The 23,489-nt window shown below is 69.4% G+C and carries 26 protein-coding genes; 11 read left to right on the plus strand and 15 right to left on the minus strand.

Annotated features, from left to right (window positions below):
• The first annotated feature begins 533 nt into the window (after window positions 1-533).
• A complete protein-coding gene (locus tag OG439_RS07630; RefSeq protein WP_326948650.1) occupies window positions 534-1,313 on the plus strand; it encodes a transposase family protein in 780 nt (259 codons plus the stop codon).
• 48 nt (window positions 1,314-1,361) lie between these two features.
• On the opposite strand, the gene OG439_RS07635 is transcribed toward OG439_RS07630, so the two are convergent.
• The 3 genes from OG439_RS07635 to OG439_RS07645 form a co-directional block, all read right to left on the minus strand.
• Entirely contained in the window at window positions 1,362-2,000 is a 639-nt protein-coding gene (locus OG439_RS07635; RefSeq protein WP_326948651.1) for a DedA family protein, read from the minus strand.
• Entirely contained in the window at window positions 1,976-2,161 is a 186-nt protein-coding gene (locus OG439_RS07640) for a hypothetical protein (protein ID WP_326948652.1), read from the minus strand. Before OG439_RS07640 ends, OG439_RS07635 begins: the two co-directional genes overlap by 25 nt.
• 74 nt (window positions 2,162-2,235) lie before the next feature.
• Window positions 2,236-2,937 carry a CPBP family intramembrane glutamic endopeptidase gene (locus OG439_RS07645; protein ID WP_326948653.1) on the minus strand — a complete coding sequence of 234 codons (702 nt, stop codon included), beginning with the start codon at window positions 2,935-2,937 and terminating at the stop codon, window positions 2,236-2,238.
• Between the two features lie 106 nt (window positions 2,938-3,043).
• Between OG439_RS07645 and OG439_RS07650 the strand changes: the two genes are divergently transcribed.
• Window positions 3,044-3,622, plus strand: a complete 579-nt coding sequence (locus tag OG439_RS07650) for a TetR/AcrR family transcriptional regulator (RefSeq protein WP_326948654.1) — start codon at window positions 3,044-3,046, stop codon at window positions 3,620-3,622.
• A gap of 383 nt (window positions 3,623-4,005) precedes the next feature.
• On the plus strand, window positions 4,006-5,139 hold the full coding sequence (locus OG439_RS07655; RefSeq protein ID WP_326948655.1) for an IS110 family transposase: 1,134 nt from the start codon (window positions 4,006-4,008) through the stop codon (window positions 5,137-5,139).
• A gap of 174 nt (window positions 5,140-5,313) precedes the next feature.
• Here the strand turns inward: OG439_RS07655 and OG439_RS07660 are convergent, their stop codons facing one another.
• A complete protein-coding gene (locus OG439_RS07660; protein ID WP_326948656.1) occupies window positions 5,314-6,261 on the minus strand; it encodes a LysR family transcriptional regulator in 948 nt (315 codons plus the stop codon).
• A 112-nt stretch (window positions 6,262-6,373) separates the two neighbouring features.
• Between OG439_RS07660 and OG439_RS07665 the strand changes: the two genes are divergently transcribed.
• Both OG439_RS07665 and OG439_RS07670 read left to right on the plus strand, forming a co-directional pair.
• Window positions 6,374-6,928, plus strand: a complete 555-nt coding sequence (locus OG439_RS07665; RefSeq protein ID WP_326948657.1) for a hypothetical protein — start codon at window positions 6,374-6,376, stop codon at window positions 6,926-6,928.
• Between the two features lie 15 nt (window positions 6,929-6,943).
• Window positions 6,944-7,951, plus strand: a complete 1,008-nt coding sequence (locus OG439_RS07670; protein WP_326948658.1) for a YncE family protein — start codon at window positions 6,944-6,946, stop codon at window positions 7,949-7,951.
• Window positions 7,952-8,271: 320 nt separating this feature from the next.
• Here OG439_RS07670 and OG439_RS07675 read toward each other — a convergent pair whose 3' ends face one another.
• Window positions 8,272-8,865, minus strand: coding sequence for a TetR/AcrR family transcriptional regulator (locus tag OG439_RS07675; protein ID WP_326948659.1), 594 nt, complete (start codon window positions 8,863-8,865; stop codon window positions 8,272-8,274).
• Between the two features lie 124 nt (window positions 8,866-8,989).
• Here OG439_RS07675 and OG439_RS07680 point away from each other — a divergent pair, with 124 nt between their 5' ends.
• The 6 genes from OG439_RS07680 (at window position 8,990) to OG439_RS07705 (ending at window position 13,835) form a co-directional block, all read left to right on the plus strand.
• The gene (locus tag OG439_RS07680) at window positions 8,990-9,724 is read left to right on the plus strand and encodes an SDR family NAD(P)-dependent oxidoreductase (RefSeq protein ID WP_326948660.1); all 735 of its coding nucleotides are present in this window, start codon (window positions 8,990-8,992) and stop codon (window positions 9,722-9,724) included.
• 255 nt (window positions 9,725-9,979) lie between these two features.
• On the plus strand, window positions 9,980-10,603 hold the full coding sequence (locus tag OG439_RS07685) for an NADPH-dependent F420 reductase (protein ID WP_326948661.1): 624 nt from the start codon (window positions 9,980-9,982) through the stop codon (window positions 10,601-10,603).
• 27 nt (window positions 10,604-10,630) lie between these two features.
• On the plus strand, window positions 10,631-11,533 hold the full coding sequence (locus OG439_RS07690) for a TIGR03619 family F420-dependent LLM class oxidoreductase (protein ID WP_326948662.1): 903 nt from the start codon (window positions 10,631-10,633) through the stop codon (window positions 11,531-11,533).
• 239 nt (window positions 11,534-11,772) lie between these two features.
• Entirely contained in the window at window positions 11,773-11,910 is a 138-nt protein-coding gene (locus OG439_RS07695; RefSeq protein ID WP_326948663.1) for an ANTAR domain-containing protein, read from the plus strand.
• 717 nt (window positions 11,911-12,627) lie between these two features.
• On the plus strand, window positions 12,628-13,188 hold the full coding sequence (locus tag OG439_RS07700) for an ATP-binding protein (protein WP_326948664.1): 561 nt from the start codon (window positions 12,628-12,630) through the stop codon (window positions 13,186-13,188).
• 275 nt (window positions 13,189-13,463) lie between these two features.
• Window positions 13,464-13,835 (plus strand): STAS domain-containing protein, encoded by a 372-nt coding sequence (locus tag OG439_RS07705; RefSeq protein WP_326948665.1) that lies wholly within the window; start codon window positions 13,464-13,466, stop codon window positions 13,833-13,835.
• A gap of 196 nt (window positions 13,836-14,031) precedes the next feature.
• Here the strand turns inward: OG439_RS07705 and OG439_RS07710 are convergent, their stop codons facing one another.
• The 10 genes from OG439_RS07710 to OG439_RS07755 form a co-directional block, all read right to left on the minus strand.
• Window positions 14,032-15,150, minus strand: coding sequence for a hypothetical protein (locus OG439_RS07710; RefSeq protein WP_326948666.1), 1,119 nt, complete (start codon window positions 15,148-15,150; stop codon window positions 14,032-14,034).
• Window positions 15,151-15,225: 75 nt separating this feature from the next.
• Entirely contained in the window at window positions 15,226-16,125 is a 900-nt protein-coding gene (locus tag OG439_RS07715; protein WP_326948667.1) for a PrsW family intramembrane metalloprotease, read from the minus strand.
• A gap of 41 nt (window positions 16,126-16,166) precedes the next feature.
• On the minus strand, window positions 16,167-16,745 hold the full coding sequence (locus OG439_RS07720; RefSeq protein ID WP_326948668.1) for an STAS domain-containing protein: 579 nt from the start codon (window positions 16,743-16,745) through the stop codon (window positions 16,167-16,169).
• Between the two features lie 13 nt (window positions 16,746-16,758).
• The gene (locus OG439_RS07725) at window positions 16,759-17,208 is read right to left on the minus strand and encodes a DUF1931 family protein (RefSeq protein WP_326948669.1); all 450 of its coding nucleotides are present in this window, start codon (window positions 17,206-17,208) and stop codon (window positions 16,759-16,761) included.
• The gene (locus OG439_RS07730) at window positions 17,208-18,899 is read right to left on the minus strand and encodes an FAD-dependent oxidoreductase (protein ID WP_326948670.1); all 1,692 of its coding nucleotides are present in this window, start codon (window positions 18,897-18,899) and stop codon (window positions 17,208-17,210) included. Before OG439_RS07730 ends, OG439_RS07725 begins: the two co-directional genes overlap by 1 nt.
• Window positions 18,896-19,159, minus strand: coding sequence for a ubiquitin carboxyl-terminal hydrolase 14 (locus tag OG439_RS07735; protein WP_326948671.1), 264 nt, complete (start codon window positions 19,157-19,159; stop codon window positions 18,896-18,898). Before OG439_RS07735 ends, OG439_RS07730 begins: the two co-directional genes overlap by 4 nt.
• Window positions 19,156-19,638 (minus strand): thioredoxin, encoded by a 483-nt coding sequence (trxA, locus tag OG439_RS07740; protein WP_326948672.1) that lies wholly within the window; start codon window positions 19,636-19,638, stop codon window positions 19,156-19,158. Before trxA ends, OG439_RS07735 begins: the two co-directional genes overlap by 4 nt.
• A complete protein-coding gene (clpB, locus tag OG439_RS07745; RefSeq protein ID WP_326948673.1) occupies window positions 19,635-22,265 on the minus strand; it encodes an ATP-dependent chaperone ClpB in 2,631 nt (876 codons plus the stop codon). The genes trxA and clpB overlap by 4 nt, the downstream gene beginning before the upstream one ends.
• Window positions 22,256-22,552 carry a chaperone modulator CbpM gene (locus tag OG439_RS07750; RefSeq protein ID WP_326948674.1) on the minus strand — a complete coding sequence of 99 codons (297 nt, stop codon included), beginning with the start codon at window positions 22,550-22,552 and terminating at the stop codon, window positions 22,256-22,258. The genes clpB and OG439_RS07750 overlap by 10 nt, the downstream gene beginning before the upstream one ends.
• Window positions 22,552-23,487, minus strand: coding sequence for a DnaJ C-terminal domain-containing protein (locus OG439_RS07755; RefSeq protein WP_326948675.1), 936 nt, complete (start codon window positions 23,485-23,487; stop codon window positions 22,552-22,554). The genes OG439_RS07750 and OG439_RS07755 overlap by 1 nt, the downstream gene beginning before the upstream one ends.
• Window positions 23,488-23,489: the final 2 nt, after the last annotated feature.

Here is a 23,489-nt window from a genome sequence, read left to right on the forward strand (position 1 = left end):
GGTCAGGCGGTCGTGGTGTCGGCGCGTGTCCCTAGATTTGCCACCCTCTGCAGTCGACCTGCTAGTTCACTACAGCGGACCCCGCCTTCCGATCAACTGCTCGCAGAGCGCCTGGGTGTTGCAGTGGTCGACCAAGTGGGCCAGGCTGGGCGTCTTTCCCGGTGGCTCTGCGCTACACTTCCGACATGATCTCCCCAGACAGGGGAGATATCCCACATGTGGGGGTTCAAGTCCCCCCACCGTGTTGCTCGGGCGTTGAGAGATCGTGCGGGCTCAGTGTCTAAAGTCGTCTGGGCTGAGGTCTAGCTCCGCGATTGTTGCTCGCGGTACGGCGACCCAGGCCTCGGTATTGAAGTCGTAGCCGAGTTTGGAGGAGGCGTTGAGGGCTGACTGCCAGGTCCTGACCAGCACAACCAGGTTATGGTCTTTGAGGACGTCAGGCTTGGCTTCGGGTGCCCGCTTCAGCGGATCGCCTAAGGGATGTCTCGTAACCCGGTGTGGGTCTGGCCGTGCACGTAGTCGATCATGGTGTGGTGCAGGTGATCTCGGCATCGCGACCGGAGTGGATTACCCCGTTCACGGGGCTGGAACCAGGTCAGTTCCGGAAGCTGGTGCGGATCGTGGCGAACCGTGGCGGTGACGAGATCGCCGATGGCCGACCTGGCCGCCAGTGGCGCCTCGACCTGGCTGGTCGTGTGCTGCTGGTCGCGACGTACTGGCGGACAAACCTGACGATGCGCCAGATCGGGCCGTTGTTCGGAGTGTCGCACTCCGCGGCGCACCGGGTGATCGACACCGTCGGACCGCTGCTGGCGCTCGCACCGGTCCGCAAACGCCGGATCGACGCGATCGCGATCGTCGACGGCACCTTGGTGCCGACGCGGGATCACCGGTTGGCGGCGCCGTCGAAGAACTACCGGTACTCGGCGAACGTGCAGGTCGCGATCGACGCTGACACCCGCCTGGTGATCGCCACCGGCGACGCCCACCCGGGCAACCGCAACGACTGCACCGTCTACCGCGACTCCGGAATCGAGGACCAGCTGGCGGGACGCCCGGTCATGGCCGACGGTGGTTACCAAGGCAACTCCGAGGTGATCATGCCCTACCGCAAACCCCGTGACGGCAGCGATCTGCCGGACTGGAAAGAAGACCTCAACGCCGGCCACCGCAAGATCCGCGCCCGCGTCGAACACGCGTTGGCTCGGATGAAGTGCTGGAAGATCCTGCGCGACTACCGTCGCGCCGCCGGCACCCTGAACGACACGGTGTCCGGAATCGCACACCTGCACAACATCCTCCTCGCGGACTGATCCGCAACACCAGCACCACCAATCACAAGATCAGTTACGAGACATCCCTTAGGCAGCCTGCTGCTTCTTCTGGCGGGCGAGCTGTGCGCGTGTGGCCTGAATCGCGATGAGGGCGGCGAAGGCCAGGGTGATCCACAGTGCGTAGCGGTCGATCAGCAGGACCACGTCGACGGCCTGCTGGCCGAGGCTGTAGCCCAGGCCGGCGACCAGTCCGGTCATGAGGCCGGCGCCAAGCACATCGGCCAGCAGGAACGCGGGCAGCGACATCCCGGTCAACCCGGCGAGCAGGAACGTGAAGATCGCTGGCACACCCGGCACCGACGAGGCGACGACGAGGCCGAACTTCCCCCACGCCGGCCAGGACCGCAGTCGCGGTGCCAGCCGTCGCGCCTGCTCGGTCGGCACGAAGAACTGCAGTCCCTTCTGGCCCCAGCGGCGTCCCGCCCACCAGTACAGCCAATCGAACTTGATCTTGCCGATGATCCCGGCGACGATGACGACCCACAGGTCCGCTTGCCCGAGCCGGGCGAACGCGGCGCCCGCGCCGATCGCCGACGAACTGCCCGTCACGGCCGCGGTCGCGATCGGATGCGACCCCAGGAGAAACGGGCGCAGCGGCAGCGAACCCAGCGACAGCACGATCGCGGCGATCAGCACGCCGATCAGCACCTTGTCGGCCCGCTCCACGGCCGCAGTTCGCGCCACTGCTGTTTGGCGGCGTCGATCTCCTCCGGACTGGAGGTGCGGCCCCGCCAGGGCCGGCGCGGCGACGTGTCCTCGGTGGGTGCTTCCGCTTGTCCGGTGACGATCGGTGTGTCGTCCTCGTTGGTTCCGGGCATCCCGGTCATGTCTTCTCCGCACGGCAGGGGACGGGTGTGTCAGGACCTCTCGGTGACGCTCACAGGCGGGCGCGACTGAGCTTCTACGCTGCTGCGAGCGCGGCGAGGACGGTGACGAACGCGTTGTTGAGGGCGTGAACGAGCACGCCGGGCCACACCGACTTCGTGCGTAGGAAAAGGAAGGCGTTGATGCTTCCGACGACGAACGCGGGCACCAGCGCCATGTTGAGGCCGTGCACCGCCGCGAAGACGAGGGTGCTCACCACGCCGCTGACCCACACGCCGTACCGCGACAGGGCGTTGGTCAGCACGCCGCGGAACGCGAACTCTTCGCCCAGCGGCGTGAGCACGGCGAGGAACAGCAGTTGCAGCACCAGCGCGATCGGCCCCGCCGCCGCGGCGTCCCGGTAGCCCCCCTGCACATCGGAGACCTGGTTCCCCAGCACAGCGATCACGGCGATGGACAGGATCTGGGTGAGCACGATCGCGCCCAGGCCCAGGCCCGCGGCGATGAGCCACCAGCGCGCGGCCACGGTACGAACCCCGAAAGCCGGCCACGTCCGGATCCGGATCACGAAAGCCGTGGCGAACGCCAGCAGGGCCATGACCCCCGAAAGGGCGGCGTAGGACAGCCCCGACGCCACGCCGGAACCACCCGCGAGCTGATCGATCAGCGGCGGCCCGGCCAGGTAGGCCACGGCGTAGGTGACACCGGCGGTCAGCACCTCCGGCCATCCCGGACGGGTGAGACGCGCGGTCGGCGCCTCCACCAGTGGTTCTGTCATGACGACCTCCCTCAACTCGGTTAGTACGATCTGAGAATATGTACTAGCACGACCCGCGTCAAGTGTGCTGGTACGATCATTGTATTCGTGCCGGTACACTCAAGGGATGTCTACCCGGGATGAGCTGGTCCAGGCCGCAGTTCGCTTGGCGCGCAAGAGTGGCTACGGTGCCCTGAGCGTCCGCGGGGTCGCCCGCGAGGCCGGCGTGGGTGCGACCACGTTGCGGCACTACTTCCCCACGCAGGCCGCTCTCCATCACGCCTTGTCGACCGAGCTGGTCACCTCGGTGCTCAAGGATCTGGCGATCGAGGACGACACCGAAGACCCGGCCGTGCGCCTCTACGACTGCCTGGAGCAGTTCTTGCCCGAGCCCAGCCGGGAGATCTCGTCGCGGGGCCACTGGTTCGATCTCTACCGCACGGCGTTGGCGCCGGATGCCGCGCCGGCACTCAAGAACGTCCTGCGCAGCGCGCACGGGGCGTCCACGGCCGCGGTGCGCCGCTGGCTGATGGTGCTCGCCGGACAAGGTCATGTGGCAGAGGAGGACATCGACGACCATGCGGCCTATGTGCTGGCGATGATCAACGGGCTGCATCTGTGCGCAGTCATCGAGCCCGAACGTTTCGACCTGCCACGCGAGCGGCGGCTGCTGCGGTGGTACGTCCACCAGCTGCTGGCACGGTGAATGCCGACAACGCCGGGCGGCGGTCCGTGCGACGACGCCATCCCCATCTTGTTTTGCGCGCAGAACAAGTGGAGTGACCGCACGGCTGGACTCCAGGGCGCGGGCCGGCTCCGTCGCTGACGCGCCCGTCCGGGGTCGCGGGGCCGGGGTTTCACATCGGCTACTTAAGACTGGGCGACAGGACCAGGTCCGGCCAGACTCTGGTTCAGGTGCTCGGTGAGTCGCTCCCACATTGCGGCTGCCCGCCGGTGGCATTGGCGTGGCTCTCTCATGGCATGCGTCTCGCCGAGCCGCGCGAGGAGTGGCTGAAAAGGGGTCTGTTCTGCTCGAAGTAGCGGTGCCCTCCTTGCTGACATCGTCACGTCGAGGCAAAGGAGAACCGCATGTCGGTGATCATCGGGATGGATCCGCATAAGCGTTCAGCCACGATCGAGGTGATCAACGAACGCGGTGACATGGTCACGGTCGGGAAGTTCGGCACTGACCAGCTCGGCTATACGGAAATGCTGTCGGCCGGGCGGCGGTTCACCGAGCGGGTATGGGCAGTGGAAGGTTGTAACGGCGTCGGCCGGCATATCGCCCACCGGCTGGTCCATGACGGTGAGACGGTGCTGGACGTGCCGGCGAAGTTGTCGGCGCAGGTGCGGGTGTTCGCCACGGGCAACGGCCGCAAGACCGACCCCGTCGACGCGCACTCCGTCGCCTTGGCCGCGTTGCGCGCACCGAACCTGGTCCGAGTCCAGGCCGATCCTGAGCTGGTCGTACTGGGCATGCTCGTCGATCGCCGTGACGAGCTCGGCCGCGCCAGGACTCAGACCGTCAACCGTCTTCACCGGCTGCTGCTGGAGCTGTTTCCCGGCGGTGCGAAGAAGTTCCTGTCCGCGTCACAGGCCCGTGCGCTCGTGGCGACGGTCAGACCGCGGGACATCGTGGGCAAGACCCGCCGCCGTCTGATCGTCGAGTTGATCACAGAGCTCGAGACGATCGACAAGAAGTCCAAGGCCGCCGACAAGGATCTTCGCGAGCTGGTGATCGCCCGCGGATCCACGCTGATCGACCTCCAAGGCATCGGTCCCTCCGGCGCCGCGCGGCTGTTGGCCGACGTCGGCGACATCCACCGGTTCGCCAACCGGGATCGGTTCGCGTCCTGGAACGGCACCGCACCGTTGGACGTATCGTCCGGCGAGCAGCAACGGCATCGGTTGTCTCGTGCCGGTAATCGCAGGATCAATCGGACGCTGCACATCATGGGCGTTGTCCAGCTCCGTAATTCCACCGCGGGTCGCGTCTATTTCGATGGCAAGAAAGCCGCGGGCAAGACGTCGATGGAAGCGATGCGGGCCCTCAAACGACGCTTATCGAACGTCGTCTACGCCCGCATGCTCGCCGATCAGAAGCGACGTGAGGCGGCAGGCCCGGGAGGGCACTCGGGGACGACTCTGCAATCCAGCGTGACCGGCCTGACCCCGGACACCGGCCCTTCGGACAAGCCACAACCCGAACCTGCCAACGACTAGCCTACCCCCGGCCACGGCCGCCCCTTGACATAAAGGGGAGCCATGAGCGTGCGTTCGGACCGGTCGACCCGGTCTGCGCATCCTGGATGGCGGCTGGTTGTCTGCATCGTCGTTGAGGGCGGAGGCGGCGTTCGACGCCGTCGGGCAGTTCCCGTTGAGTCGCGGCAGCTGTGACTAGTGGCTGTGGCGTGCCCAGGACGGGCGCCACTTGTCGCCACCTTGCCGGCCGGCGAAGTCGGCTTTGAGGAAAGCGAGCAGCTCGGCCAGGTCGGAGTGCCGGTTGTCGGTGCGCCAGATGACCCAGAGCGGGAAGACCGGTGTGGGGTCGACGATCGGGATGCGTCGAAGGTCGTAGTGCGCGGGCCAGAGGTAGCGGGAGCCTTCGCCGACGAGGTTGGCGAGCGTCGCCGACTCGGCGATCTCGGTCATCAGCACCTCGGCCCCGAACGCCGGGCCCAGGACGTCGATGGTGATCCCGAACGTGGCGCCCAGCTCGGCGTAGTAGGCCGCGACCTCGTCCCCGCTGGGCAGCCCCGGCATCCAGATCGGGTGCTCGGCGAGCTGGCGTGGGATCACAGACGGAGCATCGGCAAGCGGGTGCTTCGGGCCGACCAGCAGCTCGTGGCGGTCCTCGATGACCAGGGCGCTGGAGAGTCCCGTGCCGGAGAGCTGCCTCCTCGGGTCGGTCAGACCGCGGAACGTGACGTCCACGGCGCCGCCCGCGACAGCGGCCAGCGTCGCCTCGAGAGTGAGGTCGGGCAATGCGACAACGTCCAGGTCGCGCCCGCGGCGTTGCCGGTAGAAGGCGTGCAGGAGCGTGGCCGGCGCCGTCCGCCGGTTCCGTACGTCGACTCGCAGCGTTCGGCGTCCGGGCATCACCGAGGCGAGGGCGCGGTCCGCGGCCTGGAGCAGCTCGTGGGCGTGGGGCAGGAACGCGTGGCCGTCGACCGTCAGCGTGGTGCCGCGGGGCCCGCGGGCGAAGAGAACCACGCCGAGCTCACGCTCGAGGGCACCGATGCGCTTCGAGACGGCCTGCTGGGTGATGCCGAGCTCGTCGGCCGCGCTCTGGAACCGCCCTTCCGACGAGACCTTGAGGAAGGTCCGCACCGCGTCGAGGTCCACACCCCCACCCTAGAGACACAGCGGAGAGTTGTGGCGCGCCGACAGATCGGATGGCGTGGGCCGCGTACGAGGTCAGCGCCTAGGGCTCCGGTCTCGGGTTCGGTGTCTTCGGTTGATCGCCATCAGCGTCCTGCGCTCCAGTCCTACTAGCGTTTCCGCGCTCTCGTCGGCAAGTCTTATCGTCGGCGCTCTCGTCGCTGTCCCGACCGGCCCGTGGACCGAGACTCGCCGCGAACGTCCCGCGACGATCACCGTGCACCTGTTGCGGTTCGTTGCGATGGCCACCATCCCGCTGGCCTACTGGCTCGGCCGGCTGACCTACGTGCAGCTCTTGCTCGTCGCGATCGTGGTTGCGGGCGCCAAGATCGCGTTCGCCACCGCCGGCGGCGCCCACCTGAAGTCCGTCGTGACCCGCGACGACCTCTTGGCGGCCAACAGCCGCTTTGAGTCCACAATGTGGAGTTCGATCGCGATCGCCGAAGCGATCGGCCGCGGGCTGGATGTACCCGCCGCTTCCGTGCCGGAAGATCAGGCCGGTGCGCACTTCGGCTGGCTGAGCAAGTTCGCCGGGGCCGACATGGCCGCGGCGAGCGACACCACCCGTTCACTGCTCGGCTGGACGCCCAGCGGCCCGACCCTCGCCGAAGACCTCGGCAGCTACCTCTGAAAGCAGCTACCTCTGATGGGAGAACCCGTGACCGCCTACCCGCGTCCCGGCGACCGGCTGGCGGTGGTCGACCAGAGCGGCTCCACCATCACCCTGCTGGACGCCGTCGACCACCGCGTCCGGGCGGTGCTGCCGGTGCCCGCCGAGCCGCACGAGCTGTGCTTCGACCCCGCGCACCGGCTGCTGTACTGCACCAGCGCGTACCACCACGGCCACTACGACGAGAACGACGGCCGCAACCACCAGGTCACCGTGATCGACCCGGACGCCGGGGAGATCGTCGACGTGCTCGACATCTCGCCGGAGCACGGTCCGCACGGCATGGCGCTCGACGCCTGCCGCGGCATGCTGTACGTCAGCGTCGAAGCCGGTCCGGCGGGCCCGGGCGGCGTCGTCGTCCTGGACACCGCCACCCGGAAGGTGCTCCGCCGCGTTGACACCGAAGCGCCCGGACCGCACTGGTTCGTCACGGACCCGGACGGCGTCCACGGCTACGCGGCCAACAAGGAGGCGCCGTTCGTCTCCGTGGTCGACCTGACGAGTGGTGAGCTGGTCGCCAAGGTCGCCGTGCCCGGGAGCGAGGGGATCGCGGCCGGTCCGGACGGCTCGGTCGTGGCTGTCGCCGCACCGAAGGCCGACGGCCGGTCGGCCGCGCAACCCGGGGTGCGGCTGATCGACACCCGGACCGCCAAGGTCGTCCGGACCCTGCCGACCGAGTTTCCCGTGGTCCCGGTGCACTGGACGGACACCGGCCTGCTGCTGGTGGGTGAACTGCTCGACGGCGCCGGCCGCCTGTCGGTGTGGACGGGGACGTCGCCGGTCTCGGTGGAGCTGGTGGGGCAGGCGGACGTCGGCGCCTTCCCCCTGACGATCCGGTCGTCGCCGGACGGCACCCTGGTGTACGTCGCGGCCGTGTTCGGCTCGACGGTGACCGTCCTCGACGTCGGGAACCCGGCGCGGCCCACGGTCCTCGACACCCTCGAAATCCCCCACGCCCACGGCCTGGCCTACATCCCGGCTTAGAACGTGGTGGTCCGCCCGAGGGCCGCGGCCGCCCAGGTGATCGGTCCGGCACGCCCCCGACCGTCTCGATCATCGAAGGCTTGCTCGGCGGCACGAACGCGGCACCGGACAGGAGGGTCCACGGCAGCAGCAATGACGTCTGTCGCCACAAATCAACTCGGCCGGGAACCGGACTTCCCGGCGGGGCACTCCGAAAATGCGTCTTGGGTTGGAAGTGCGGGCCCGCGATCGGCTGTGTCGGTGACCGCCGCGTCGGCGAGGCGTGATCAGGCTGTCATCGGCCTCCCGTCGGAACCGAAGCAGACCCGGCGGTTCCGCGGTTATCGCTGGGCTGCCGGAGGTGACGCGGGGATGGCGTTGTCGATGAGGACAGCGGCGATGGTGGCGGCGGTGGGGAAGGAGTCGCTGTCGAGGACCCGGGTGCGGGCCGCGGCACCGTCGATGAGCAGGGCCAGTTGTTCGCCGAGTTGTTCGGGGTCGGTGGCGCCGGCTTCGCGGGCGGTTTCGGTGAGCCGTGCGGCGATGGCGGTCTTGTATTCGCGGGCGTATCGAGATGCGGGGTGCTGGGGGTCGTGGAGTTCGACGGCTGCCGCGATGAAGGGGCACAGGGGCGTGGACGCGGGCATCTCGAAGGCGGCGAGGAGCCGTTCGCGGGGCGTGAGGTCCGCGCGGTCGAACACGCCGGGCATGACGTCGGGGTCGAATCGGCGCAGGTATTCGGCGACGAGTTCGTCCTTACCGGCGAAGTGCTGGTAGGCCGTGCGCTTGGACACCTCGGCCGCGGCGCAGAGCTGGTCCATGCCGGTGCGGTTGATGCCTTGATCGCGGAACAGTTGCTGTGACGCTTTGAGGATGCGCTCACGCGCGCCCCGGCCGCGGCGCCGGCCCTGGGGGCCCATCTCCAACTCCGTCATGCCTCGAGCCTACACCGTTCGGTACCGACCGGTGTACATAGCTTGCGCTCCGAGCGACCTTCGGTTACGTTACATACACAGATTGGTGTACATAACGCCGACTCGGCAGTGAAACGGAGTGATCATGGGAAAGCTCGAAGGCAAGGTGGTGGTGATCACCGGCGGATCCACCGGCATGGCACTGGCCGGCGCCAAACTGTTCGTCGAGGAAGGAGCGCACGTCTTCATCCAGGGCCGCCGGCAGGAAGCACTCGACGACGCCGTCAAGCTGATCGGCCGCAACGTCACCGCCGTCCAGGGTGACGCGTCCGACCTGGACGACCTGGACCGCTTGTACGACGCCGTCAAGAAGGAAAAGGGCTCGATCGACGTGCTGTGGGCCAGCGCCGGGATGGGCGAACCCGCCGTCCTCGGCGAGATCACCGAGGAACAGTTCGACCGCGCCTTCTCACTCAACGCGCGCGCCACCCTCTTCACCGTGCAGAAGGCACTGCCGCTGATCAACGACAACGGCTCGATCTTCATGACCGGGTCCAACGCCTCCCTCGGTGCTTTCCCCGGCTGGAGCATCTACGCGGGAAGCAAAGCCGTCCAGCAGGCTTGGGCCCGCGTCTGGCTCAACGAACTGCGCGACCGCAAGATCCGGGTCAACGTCCTGACCCCCGGCCAGGTCGCCACCGCGAAGCAGGAAGAGCTGTTCGACGAGGCGACCAAGGACGCGTTCGAGTCCCTCATTCCCCGCGGGGAGATGGGCCACCCGGAAGAAATCGCCACTGTGGCCCTGTTCCTCGCCTCCGACGATTCCAGTTACGTCAACGGCCTGGAACTGGTCGCCGATGGCGGCGTCACCGCCATCTGAACCACACGCCCGGAATGCCGCGTCGCCCGGCCGGCCGGCCGGGTCCCACACGCGACGAGGAGCCATCCAGAGCGTCTCCGCGGTGGCGGCGGACCTCACCTGCAAAGAGGTTCTCGGCGGCGAGACCCACCACGCCGCATTCTTTCGGCTGCAGATCGAGGACACCGTTGCCGGGGAACCTTTCGCCGCAGCGCTGAGAACTGCGCGTCAAGGGCGATCGGCAAGCCGTCTCAAAACAGGAAGAGAGCACACCTCATGAGCAGCATCACCCTCATCGGCACGGGGAACATGGCCCGCACCATCGGCACGCTCGCGGTGGCGGGCGGCAACACCGTCGAAGTCATGGGCCGCGACCGGGCCAAGGCCGACGACCTGGCCGACGCTCTGGGCCGCGGCACGACAACGGGCGAGTGGGGTGCCGTCCCGGCCGGGGACATCGTCATCACGGCCCTGCTGTACGACGGTGTCGTCCCGGTTGTCACCGAATACGGAGACGCCCTCGCGGGCAAGGTCATCGTCGACATCAGCAACCCCTTCAACGCCGCGTTCGACGGACTGGCCCACAGCGAGGAAACCTCGATCGCGCAGGAAGCCGCCAAGGTGGCCCCGGCCGGCGCCAGCGTGGTGAAGGCGTTCAACACCATCTTGCGTGGTGTCCTGGAAAAGGGCCGGCCCGACGTCTTCTTCGCCGGCGACAACGCGCAGGCCAAGGCAGGCGTGGCGGCATTCATCGAGAGTCTCGGGCTGCGCCCGCTCGACGTCGGTGGCCTGAAAATGGCGCACTGGCTGGAAGGAATGGGCCTGATCACGGTGAGCCTCGCCGGTAACGGGGTCGGCCACGGGGACTTCGCCCTCGGCGTCGACGAATTCACGAGCTGAACCGCACCGACCGGAGGAATCCCCACCATGAAACTCGGCATCACTCTTCCCGTGGTCGGGCCCGCTGTCAGCGGCGCCGCCGGCCTGAGTGCGTTCTGCCGCGAACTCGAGGACCTCGGCTACGACACGCTGTGGATCGGCGATCGCCTGATCACCCCGGTCGATCCGGACAGCAGCTACCTGACCCGCGGGCCGCAGATGGGCCGGTACCTGGATCCGTTGCTGCTGTTGACAGTCGCCGCGACGGCGACCAGCCGGATGCGGCTGGTCACCAGCACGCTCAGCACGTTCTACTACGAGCCGCCGCACCTCGCCCGGACGCTGACCACGCTCGATGTGCTCAGCGACGGCCGCCTCGGCGTCGGTGTGGGGCTGGGGTGGATGAAGCAGGAGTACGACATCGCCCGCAACGCGGACTGGCACCGGCGCGGCAGGATGCTCGATGACACGCTGGCGTTCCTGCAAGCGTGGTGGACGACCAATCCCGTGTCCTGGGACAGCGAGTTCTTCACCTTGCCGCCGGTCCACGCCGACTTGCGTCCGGTCCAGGTGGGCGGGCCACCCATCTGGATCGGCGGTGCCAGCGAGGCCGCGATGCGCCGGGTCGGCCGCAGCGGGGTCGGCTGGCTCGGGGTCGACGGGCCGGCGCCCGCCGCGTCGATCAACAGTCAGGACGAGGGCGCCGATCGCCTGTGGTCGATAGCACGCCGAGCGGCGCAGGACGCCGGCCGCGATCCCGATGCGCTGAAGACGGCCATGCGGATCAACCTCGAACCGGGCACGTCCGTCGGCTCGGTCGCGGACAAGTTGTTGCGGTACGTCGAGTCCGGTGTTGATGAGGCATACTTCGACGCCTTCGCGGTGTTCACCGGCCTTGACCGGATGCTCGACTTCGCCGGCCAGGTGATCGCGCGTACCGGCCGGTTGTGACCACCTGAGCCGGCGCCGCCCAGCTTCGACCGGCCCAGCCGGAGCAGTTCGGCCTCGGTGGCCGCCTGCGCGGCCGCACGCTGCTCGGCCTTCGCCTGCTGCTCGGCGATCCAGTGGGGGTCGTTGCGCTGACGGAGGACGACGTCCATCTCCTTGAGCGCGACGTCCTCCACCCACGGCGCCCGGCCGCGACCGAGGATGCCGCGCAGCTCGGTCAAGTGGGAACTGAGAGATCCGACGTGGACGCCGGGCTGATGGCGATCCAGAAGGTCGACGCCGAAGCCGCGTTCACCGTACTGGTGGAGGAGTCGCAGCGGCAGAACGTGAAGCTGCGAGAGGTGGCCGAACAGGTGGTGAAGCGCGTCCTGGGATCGTGACGTCCGTGACCAGCCGCACGTGAAGTCTACTGTGGACTCGGACGGGCCCGATCGGCGCGGGTCGAGTTTGCCCGGCCGGTCCGCGGGTACCAGAACGGCGTGGTGGCTCGGCTGTGTTCGAGCTGAGGCGTCGTGGGCTCCCCGTCCGCTGCTGTCAGGGCCGGGCCACCACTTTTCGGCGGCGGGACCGCCCGCTCCGCTCATGACCGGGCCGTCGTGCGGCTCGATCGAGGAGGGACCGTGTCCGGGGCTGGATTGTCGAGTTCGGCGCCTCGCCACACGTCCGGCAGAAGCTACTGGTCCTGGGCTTGGACACGGTTGTTCCCTACCCGTCCGGCGAGACGATCTCGGTTCCGGTACCTCGATCGAGCGGGCCTGCCGTGGCACGCCGGAAGTCCGGCCGTTGCGCGGTATCACCAGCGGTCCGCCGTGGCTACGGTCGGTTGGTGAAGTCATCTGGCAGGTCGCGTCATCGTGGTACCCGTGCTCCGCCGGTTGCGCGTCGAAGATGGTTGTGACGGGTCGTTGTGCCTGTCGGGATCACGATCGAGCTGACTCATCGGCTCGCGAGCACCCTTGTCACCGTGACCGGGGAGCTCGACCTTTTCCGGATACGCCTTCCTCCGCGACGGGCTGCTGAAGGTCGCCGCGGACACCCCGCCGTGCCTGATCGCCGACATCAACGGCCTCGTGGTGGGCGAGTACTCGCCGGCGGCGGTGTTCCCGCTGGTCGCGCGGCGCATCGGTGACTGGCCGGGTATCCCGTTCCTCCTGGTCACCCATCAGGGTGTTCAGGTGCGGGCGCTGCACGATCACGGTGTCGACCGGTTCGTGCCGGTCCACCCGGACGTCGAGGCCGCGGAGCGGCAACCTGTGCCGGTCCGGCAGTTCGCCCAGCGTGTCCTGTCCCGCTCCGAGGACGCCCCGGTCGTCGCTCGAGGGTTCGTCCGGGAACGGGCGGAGCGGTGGGGAGTGCCCGAGCTGGTCTACGACGGCACGCTGATCGCCACGGAACTGGTCGCCAACGTCATCCAGCACACCACGTTCTGTCCGGAGATCCATCTCGAACTGCGTTCGGGGATGCTGACGATCGCCGTTTCCGACGACAGCCCGCGGCCCGCGGTGCTGAGGGGACAAGCCGGAAGTACCTCGCCAGGGCTCGGTCTGCGCATCGTGGCCGACGCGGCGCGGGTGTGGGGCAGCAGCCCACGCTGGTCCGGAGGCAAGATCGTCTGGGCGGTGCTGGCCACCGGCCGTCGCGACCGGCATGACGGGTAGCTCTCCGGCAGGTTCTCGGGCGCGGCGAGCTGGTGCTTGACCCGGACTTGGTGACCCTGGCCCGCACGGTCGAGATCCGGCAGTGCAACCGTGACTGCTTGCGCGATCACCGGTTGCGCGCGGCGGATTCGCTCCGCACGGGACTCCGAGCCGGGCGGCGGGGGAGGTAGGGCGCCAAGGCGAGCACCTCGTGTCGGCTTGCCCCGTCGTGAATGCGCGGACTTGCTCGAAATCCACCTTTCCGTACTGTCGACATCGGCGGTAGGAGGCAGGCGGTGGCTTTCGTGATGAACGTTCGCAGGCACAGCCGCGCGACCACCGAGCTGGACCTGGTGGGCGAGGTACTGGAGGCAGCGTCCGGCCCGCTGCGATCGCAGCTGTCCGACTTGATCGTCGTCGAGGGCGCCGAGGTGCTGTTGATCAGCCTGGCGCAGGTAACCGCGATGAGCAGTGCCGGAGTACATGCGCTGATGTTCGGCTACACCACCGCTGTCGACCACGGCACGTCCTACCGGGTTCGCCACGCCTGTGGCGGAGTCCGTCGCGTGTTGCAGCTTGCCGGTGTACTCGACGTGCTGGCGGACAGCGACGATCTCGGTGCGCTTCTCCTGGCGACGATGGCGCCGCGACCGCGTATCGAGTACTGACGGCGAGACCGCCGGAGCGGTGCAGGGCGGATTCGAGGCGGTGCTCGCGGCTTCCTGCGGACGCGGCTGTCGGCGACCGGGGAGGTGACGGGCGAAGCAGGCGGGACCGGCACGCGGGTGGCCGCGCGGTCGCGGACTGGGCGCGGGCGATCCTCGGGGAAGTCCGCGCGGCATGGTCGCGGCCACGAGGACGTGATCATCGAACCTTGACGCCGTCGTCCACTCGGTGCTGGTTTCGTTCTTGGCGTTCCCGCTCGCGGCGGCTGTAGGTCGCCTTGCGGACGGTCTCCTCGTCCTCGAGGCTCGACCCGAGCGCACCGGCGACGATCCCGACCGAACTGCACAGCCACACCAGGTTCAGGTACGAACCCATACCGACCGGGTGCCCCAGGGTCTGCGCGAAATAGCCGCTGTCGATCACGACGGCCGCCGCGAGCAGTGCGACCACGTACAGGATCGCGTACATGCACGCCACCCCGATCGCCAGCGTGGCCGCCGTGGACACGTTGTACAGCACGGCCTTGCGTCGCTCGACGCCCACGGAAGGCCGGTCCCACAAGTGGTTGTACACCATCAACCACACCGCCATGATCACCACGGTGACCACCGTGATCCCCGCCAGCCGCAGCGGGGACAGCGCGTCCGCGAGCTTCCAGAACGAACTGGTGATGACGCCGTAGGCGGCGGTGCCGGCCGCCGCCGCGGTGGCGCCCGCCAAGTGCGGGACGAGCTGCCACGGGCGGTTGTCCCGCACCATCCCGGCCAGCAGCCGCAGCCGGCCGCGCAGCCCGACCAGAGCCAGGTGGGTAGCGGCGGACTGGTGTTCGCCGGACATCCGCTGCGTCGGGGCCAGCGCCTCGCGCAACCGTGCCATCGTCCCTTGCCGGTGCTGGTCCCCGTCGAGCCCGAGCCGCCGCGACACCAGTTGCCGCACCACGCGGACCAGCAACGCCCGGACCCGGCGCCGCACCAGGACGGCGCCGAGCGCGGGCAGCGAGATCATCGCGACGCCGTGCTCCACGTCGACGCCCGCGACGACGGGTTTCGTCCCCGCCCGCCGGGGCAGATCGGTGACCAGGACCAGCACGTCCCAGCCCTGGTCCTGCCGGTGGCGCTCCGACAGCGTGCGCATCGGGATGTCACCGTCTTCGTCCAGCGGCAGCTGGTCCACCTCGTGGTCCACCTGCCACCGCGTCTGTCCGCTGACCCGGGTGGTGAAGATCCCGGGCAGGTCATCGGCGATCGACGCGATCACCTGCTCCGGCAGACCTTCGTCGGCCAGCACTCCTACGACCACCTGGGGTGGGGCGTTCATCTGGCTCACCTCGCTCGTCGAATCTCGTCGGGTTCCCGGGGGGATACCGGCCAAACCACCGGATGGCGTCGAGGGTCAGAGCGGAAGAGCCGGATGCCGGGACGTCGCCACGCGGTAAGCCCGTGCCGGTGGCGTTTCCCGCCGTTCGCGGCGCGCCCGCGCGACCAGCACCAGCAGCCACACCACCCCGATCGCCGCGATCAGGCCCTGGCCCACCCAGGTCAGCGTCGTGTACAGCCCGACCTGGGCGCCGGTCGGCGCGGCCGGCAGGCCACGCACCAGGAGCTCGTACTGCCACGGCTGAGCGGTCAGCAGCAGCGTGAGGTACAGGGAAATCACGGACATCGAGTCCCACAGCGCGTGCAGCAGCGATACGCCCAGGTAGGCGAGTGCGAGCCGGGTGGTGAGGAGGAAGTGGTCGCGGGTGCTCCACGCGAACAGCAGCCCGCCGAGCACGGCGGTCCACAGCCCGTGGCCGACCGGGGCGAGGAGCCCGCGCAGCAGCTCGGTGGTCACCAGGTCCGTCAGGGACAGCCCCTGGGGGGTGAACAGCGCGGTCAGCGCGTACCCGGCCGACTCGAAGGCGGCGAACCCGAACCCGACGGCGGCACCCAGGATCAACCCGTCGCGCAGGGACTTCACGGCCAGGTGCCGGGTCATCAGGGCGAGCGCGGCCAGCTTGACCGCTTCCTCGATGAGCCCGACGCCGACGTACAGCCACGGCGACGGGTGCAGCAGGTACGTCTCCAGGACCGACGCCCCGAGCACGCCGAGCACCCCGCCGACGACGAACGTGCGGAACACGAGTTCGGCGGTGAGCTCGCCGGAGTCCCGGCGCTCGAACGCCCACGCCACGAACGTCACCGGCACCAGGAAGCTGCCGAGCAGCACCAAGGTGGGGATGAGGTTGGGGTTCCCGGTCAGGTAGGTGACGACCGCGGACAGGATCCACAAGACCAGACCGGCTCCGAACATCCGGAGCCACGTCCGTCGTTTCGGTCGTTCGGTGACCGCCCTCACCGGCGCTTCCCCCATCGCTCGCCGCGGCCGTGGGCGGCCGTGTCGATGAAAGTCCGGTACCGGTCCGCGGACCCGGGCTCCGCGACGTCCTCGAGCCCGTGCGGGCAGCGCAGTGCCGACCACAGCGCGGCCCGCGGTTCCGGGTCGGCGACGACGGCTCGGTACCACGAAAAGACCTCGGCCAGCAGGGCGTCGTCCATCGCGTACAGCACGGGCGGTGCGAGCCCGGTCAGCTCGAACAGGCCGCCCAGCGCCGTCAGCCGGTCCTCCACCCGGTGCATCAGTGCGAAGAGGCTGTCGTCCACCTGCTCGACCCGGGACAGGTCGACCACCAGGTGCCGCGTGCCGGCGTGGAGCAGGCCGGCGAAGTGCGCGGCCAAGAGGTGGAGTGCCCGCGCGTCGATCGATCCGCCGACCGTGACGACGGTGTGGTGGTCGTCGCGCAAGGTCGAGGTGACCGTGAGATCTGTCGTGGCGCCGGATACACCGCGCGGCTGCCCGGTGAGGCGGTGCAGCTCGGCGAACGCGGCCGCGTACGCCGGCTGATCGAGGTTGAGTGCGAGTCCGTTGACCATGCCTGACGTCCTTTCAGAGGAGCAGTTCGAGCATCCGGAAGACCTGGTCCCACTCGGCGGAGCCGGGGTTCTTGACGCGCGGGTCGATGATCTTGAACGCGTGGGCGAGCGCCACGCTGAGACCGCCGGCGACGGCGGGGAGCCGGGCCTCGGTTTCTTCGGAGAGGGCGATCCCGAGCGGGGGACGCGCCAGGAGCTGCTCCAGCAGCGGCACCACTTCCAGGTCTTCGTCCAGCTTGCGGAACTCGCGCATGCGCTCCTGCAGCCCCTTGGTGATCGGCAGGTCCCTCGGCTCGATGACGTCCCGCCCGCCGGCCTTGGCCGTGGCCTTGGCGACCACGAAGAAGTCATAGATCTTGCGGTCGAGGAACTCGTCGTACCGTTTCAGGTCGCTCTTGTCGACGTCCAGGCTCGCGGCCGTCCGGAAGAACCGTTCGAACCTCGCCGCACCCATGACCGGCATCAGGCCTCCTGTGAGAGATGTTCGTGGACGAACCGGACGGCCATGGCGCCTTCCCCGACCGCCGAGGCCACCCGTTTGACCGAGCCGTGGCGTACGTCCCCCACCGCGAACAGACCCGGCCTGCTCGTCTCCAGCACCAGTGGCGGGCGCTGTACCCCGCGCCACACATCGGCGTCCCGGAACTCCTCGGCGTCCGCCCCGGTCAGCACGAACCCGTCCTCGTCGAGGGCGACCATCCCCGAAAGCCAGGCGGTGTGCGGGGAAGCCCCGATGAAGACGAACAGCGCGCGGGCGTCGAGGACGCGGCGCTCGCCGGTGCGGTTGTTCTCGACGAGCAGGGATTCGAGCCGGTCCCCGCCGGCGAGCTCGCGGACTTCGGTGTGCCCGAGCACGGTGATCCGCGGGTGCTGTTCGACCTGCTCGACCAGGTAGCGGGACATGTTCGCGGCGAGATCGCCGCCGCGCACCAGCAGGTGGACCACCGGCGAACCCTCCGCGAGGAACACCGCCGCCTGGCCGGCCGAGTTGCCGCCCCCGACCACGGCCACGGGGGACGCCAGGCAGCGACGCGCTTCGTGCAGCGTCGCCGCGTAGTAGACGCTGGACGCTTCGAACTTCTCGATGCCGGGTACGGCGAGCCGGCGGTAGCGGGCGCCGGTGGCGATCACGATGGTGCGGGAAACGATCTCGATGCCGTCGTCGAAGCCGACGGCGTAGCGGCCGTCGCGTGCTTCGAGGGTGCGCGCCTCGGCCGGGACGGCGACCCGGGCCCCGAACTTGGCCGCCTGGATCACCGATCGCTCGGCCAGCTCCGCCCCGGAGATCCCCGGCGGGAAGCCGAGGTAGTTCTCGATGCGGGACGTCGTCCCGGCCTGGCCGCCCGGGGCCATGGCGTCGAACGCCGACAGCCGCAACCCGTCGGAAGCGCCGTAGACCACCGTGGCCAGGCCGCCGGGCCCGGCGCCGACCACGAGCAGGTCCCGCACCCCGCGTTCCGGTTCCGGCGGCCGCAGCCCGATCCTCCCGGCCAGCTCGGCGGTGCTCGGGTTCCGCAGCACCTCGGTGCCGTTCAGCACGACCACCGGGGTGTCCGCGACGGCGACGCCGAAGCGTTCCAGGAGCGCTTCGGCCTGCTGGTCCTTGTCGACGTCGACCAGCCGGTACGGGAGCCGGTTGCGCGCCGCGAACTCCAGCAGCCGCCTGGTGCCGGGGGAGTAGCAGGAGCCGACGATCCGCAGCCCGTTGCCGGCGCCGATGAGGAGCGTCCGCCGCACGAGGTAGGCCCGCAGGATCAGGTCGCCGAGCACCGGATCGCCGAGCACCAGGTGCCGCACCGTGCTCATCGGGACGGCGAGCACCTCGCCGGATTCGGCGGCCACGGCGCCGACGAACGCGGGCTGCCCTTCGAGCAGGCCGAGCTCACCCAGGAACCGGTGCGGCCCGTGCACCCGGACGACCTTCGCGTCGTCCCCGGTTCCTTCGGTGACGGCGACCTTGCCGCGCAGGATCACGAAGAACTCGGACGGGCGGCCGCCCTCCGTGTACAGCACCTCACCCGGCTGGACCGGACGGCGTTCACCGCCGCCGCCGAGGGTGCGGATCTGCTCGTCGGTGAGCCGGGGGAACGCTCCGTGCGGGTCCGGGGTCTCGGTCAGCGGCCCGCTGAGGTCGATCCCCGCCAGGGCGGTCATACGAATGTCTGATCGACGTAGCACCAGCGCCAGGTCTCCCCGGGCTCGAACGAGCGCACGATCGGGTGCCCGATGGCGTGCGCGTGCTTGCCGGCGTGCTTCATCGGCGACGAGTCGCAGCAGCCGACGTGCCCGCACGTCAAGCACAGCCGCAGGTGCAGCCACGGCGTGCCGGCGACCAGGCACTCCTCACAACCCTGCGGGGTTCGCGGCACCACGTCTCGCACGAGCGCGAGATGCCGGTCGACGACACTGGTCATCGCACGTCACCTTCCTTGGTCTCGGGGGTGTTCTCCGACCGCGCCAGCGCCTGGTCGAGCCAGTCGCGCAGCACGGGCACGGGCGCGGCGCCCGCTTGCCGCGCGACGACCTCGCCGCCGCGCAGCACCATGAGCGTCGGCACGGCTTTCACGTCGAACCGCCGGGACAGCCCGGGTGCCTTGTCGACGTCGACCTTCACGAGCTTGACCTTCCCGGCCCGCTCCCGGGCCAGCTGGGCCAGCGCGGGGCTGACCTGGCGGCAGGGTCCGCACCAGGTGGCCCAGAGGTCGACCAGCACCGGCAGCGTGGCCCGCTCCGCGACTTCCGCGAAGTCGGGGTCGCCGGCGTCGACGATCCAGGGCAGCGGCTCTTGGCAGTTCCCGCACTTCGGCTTGCCCGCGGCGGCCGCCGGGACGCGGTTCTTGTGCCCGCAGTGTTCGCAGACGACCGTGGTGGTGGTTCCGGTGCCGGTGCTCATGTCGCGGACCGCCCTTCGCCCCCGCTGTAGGTGACGACGAGCTCGCCGTCCTTGGCGTCCACGGTGATCACCAGTCCCTCGGTCGGTTCACCGCGCAGGAGCGTGCGGCCGATCTTGGTCTCGACCTCGTGGGAGATGTACCGGCGCAGCGGCCGGGCGCCGTACACCGGGTCGAACCCGTGCCGGGCGATGAGTTTCCGCGCCTCCGCGGTGAGCTCGATCGCGATGCCCTGCTCGGCCAGCCGGTGGCGCAGCTCGTCGAACTGCAGGTCGACGATCCGCTCGATCTCGGCGTGCCCGAGCGGGGTGAACAGCACGATGTCGTCGACGCGGTTGAGGAACTCCGGCCGGAAGTGGTGCCGCAGCTCGGCCAGCACGGCGTCGCGGGCGTCCGGCTTGATTTCGCCGGCGGCGGTGACCCCGTCGAGCAGGTGCTGCGAGCCGATGTTGGAGGTCATGATGATCACCGTGTTGCGGAAGTCGACGGTCCGGCCCTGCGCGTCGGTGATCCGGCCGTCGTCCAGGACCTGGAGCAGGGTGTTGAACACGTCCGGGTGCGCCTTCTCGATCTCGTCGAACAGCACGACCGAGTAGGGCTTGCGCCGCACGGCTTCGGTGAGCTGCCCGCCCTCGTCGTAGCCGACGTAACCCGGGGGAGCGCCCAGCAGCCTCGAGACGGTGTGCCGCTCCTGGTACTCGCTCATGTCGAGCCGGACCATGCTCTCCTCGCTGTCGAACAAGGCCGCCGCGAGGGTCTTGGCGAGTTCGGTCTTCCCGACCCCGGTCGGGCCGAGGAAGATGAACGACCCGATCGGCTTGCGTGGATCGCGGATCCCCGAGCGCGCCCGGATGACCGCGTCGGCGACCAGCCGGACGGCCTCGTCCTGGCCGATCACCCGCTCGTGCAGGATCTCGTCGAGCCGCAGCAGCTTTTCCCGTTCGCCTTCCTGCAGCCGGGAAACCGGGATCCCGGTCCACGCGGCGACGATCTCGGCGATCTCGTCCTCGGTGACGACCTCGTGCAGCAGCCGCTTCCGGCCCTGCTTGCCCGCCAGCTGTTCTTCCTCCGCGGCGAGCCGGCGCTCGGCTTCGGTGATCTCGCCGTAGCGCAGCTCGGCCGCGCGGTTCAGGTCGTAGTTCCGTTCCGCTTCCTCGGCTTCGTGGCGCAGCCGTTCCAGTTCGGACCGCAGCTCCTGGACCCGCCGGATGGCCTGACGTTCGGCTTCCCACTGCGCGTTCTTCGAGTCCGCTTCGGCGCGAAGATCGGCGAGCTCCCGGTCGAGGTCGGTCAACCGCGCCTTGCTGGCCGGGTCGGATTCCTTGGACAGTGCGGCTTGCTCGATCTCCAGGCGGGTGACGCGCCGGGTGAGCTCGTCGAGCTCGGCGGGCATCGAGTCGATTTCCGTGCGCAGCCGCGCGCACGCCTCGTCGACCAGGTCGATCGCCTTGTCCGGCAGGAACCGGTCGGTGATGTAGCGGTGGGACAGGGTCGCGGCGGCGACGAGCGCGCCGTCCTGGATCTTGACCCCGTGGAACACCTCGAGCCGCTCCCGCAGCCCGCGCAGGATCGAGACGCTGTCCTCGAGGGTGGGTTCGTCGACGACGATCGTCTGGAACCGGCGCTCCAGCGCGGCGTCCTTCTCGATGTGCTTGCGGTACTCGTCGAGCGTCGTCGCGCCGATCATGTGCAGTTCACCGCGGGCCAGCATCGGCTTGAGCATGTTGCCCGCGTCCATCGCGCCTTCGGCGGCGCCGGCTCCGACGACCGTGTGCAGCTCGTCGACGAAGAGCAGGACGCGTCCCTCTTCGGCTTTGACCTCGGCCAGCACGGCCTTGAGGCGTTCCTCGAACTCGCCGCGGTACTTCGCCCCGGCGACGAGCGCGCCCATGTCGAGCGAGAAGATCGTCTTGTCCCGCAGGCCTTCCGGCACGTCGCCGCGTACGATCCGCTGGGCGAGGCCCTCGACGATCGCCGTCTTGCCGACGCCGGGGTCGCCGATCAGCACGGGGTTGTTCTTCGTCTTCCGCGACAGGATCTGGATCACCCGGCGGATCTCGGCGTCGCGGCCGATGACCGGGTCGAGCTTGCCCGACCGCGCGTCGGTGACCAGGTCCCGGCCGTACTTCTCCAGCGCTTCGTAGGCGCCTTCGGGGGTCGCCGAGGTGACCCGCTGGTTGCCGCGGACCTTGGTCAGCGCCGTCAGGAACGACTCGCGCGTCACGCCGTACCGGGTCAGCAGCCGCCCCGCGGCCGACTTCGCCCCCTCGTCGGCGAGGGCCAGCACGAGGTGTTCGACGGAGACGTATTCGTCCTTGAGTCGCTTGGCTTCCCGCTCGGCGGCGTCCAGCAGACCGGCGAGGCGTCGGGTGACGTACACCTGCCCGGGGGTGGTGCCGGGGCCGGTCACCTTCGGCCGCCGCGAGAGCTCCGCTTCGACGGCTTCGCGGAGGTCGTCGACGTCCGCGCCCGTTTGGGCGAGCAGCCGGGGCGCGAGGCCGTCGGCCTGGTCGAGCAGGGCGAGCAGCAGGTGCTCACCGTCGGTTTCGGTGTGGCCGTGGCGTTGCGCCACGCTCTGGGCCTCCTGCAGCGCTTCCTGCGACTTCTGGGTCAGCTTGCTCATGTCCATCGCCGGTGGCTCCTGACTTGGGCTTCGAGGACGTCGATGCGGTCCAGCAGGTCGAGCACGAGCCCGATGGCCGCGTAGTTGAGGGAAAGGCCCGCGCGCAGGCGCTGGATGCGCGCGAGGGTGGCGACCGCGGACGGTGCGAGCCACACCCGCCCGTGGGTATCGGTCGTGCCGTCCACCAGGCTCAGCGCGACGAACCGGCGGATCAGCTCCGGGTGCAGTCCGCTTCGCGCGGCTGCCGTGTCGAGGCTGAGCCGGACGGGACGGGCGAGCAGGTACTGCGCCATCAGGTCCTCCTCGGGTCGAAATCGGACACCGCGGCGAGCTCTTCGAAGAGCTCACGCTCCCGTTTGCCGAGCTTCTTCGGCACCAGCACGCGGACCTCGGCGTAGAGATCGCCCGGCTTGCCCCTGGGGTTGGGCAGGCCCTCGCCGCGCAGCCGCAGCCGTCGTCCGCTCGACGAGCCGGGCACGACCCGCACCTTCACCTCGCCACCGGGGGTCAGCACGGGAACCGTGGCGCCGAGCGCCGCCTCCCAGGGCGACACCGGCAGCTCGACCGTGAGGTCGCGCCCGGACAGGCGGTAGCGAGGGTGCGGCTTGATCCGGACCACGAGGTAGAGGTCACCGGACGCGGCGTTGCCGGACGCCCGCCCGCCCTGACCGGCGAGCCGGATGCGCTGCCCGTCGAGCACCCCGGCCGGGATGTCGACGTCGTAACCGCGCTCGCCCGCGCCGGCGATGCTCAAGTGCCGTCGCCCGCCCCGGTAGGCCTCCTCGACCGTCAGCTCGAGCTCGGCCTCCTGGTCGGCGCCCGCGATCGGCCCACCGGCACCCCGGCTCCGGAAGAGGCCGCCCAGCAGGTCCTCGATGTCGACGCCTTCGAAGCCCTCGAAGCCCTCGGACGCGCCGCCGAATCCCGGGCTCGCCCGGCTGTGGCGGACGCGGCCGCCGCCCCGCCCGCCGGCACCGGCGTACGCCCGCTCGTCGAAGTCGTCGGGGGCCCGGCGGAAGTCCGCGCCGAACCGGTCGTACTTCTTGCGCTGCTCCGGGTCGGACAGCACCTGGTAGGCCTCGCTGACCTCCTTGAAGCGCTCTTCGGCGCCCGGGTCGGAGTTCACGTCGGGGTGGAGCTGCCGCGCCAGTTTCCGGTACGCCCGCTGGATTTCGTCGGTGCTCGCCGTTTTGGCGACCCCGAGCGCCTCGTAGAAGTCGGTGGCCACCC

The sequence above is a fragment of the Amycolatopsis sp. NBC_01307 genome, assembly GCF_035975215.1.
Taxonomy (GTDB): domain Bacteria; phylum Actinomycetota; class Actinomycetes; order Mycobacteriales; family Pseudonocardiaceae; genus Amycolatopsis.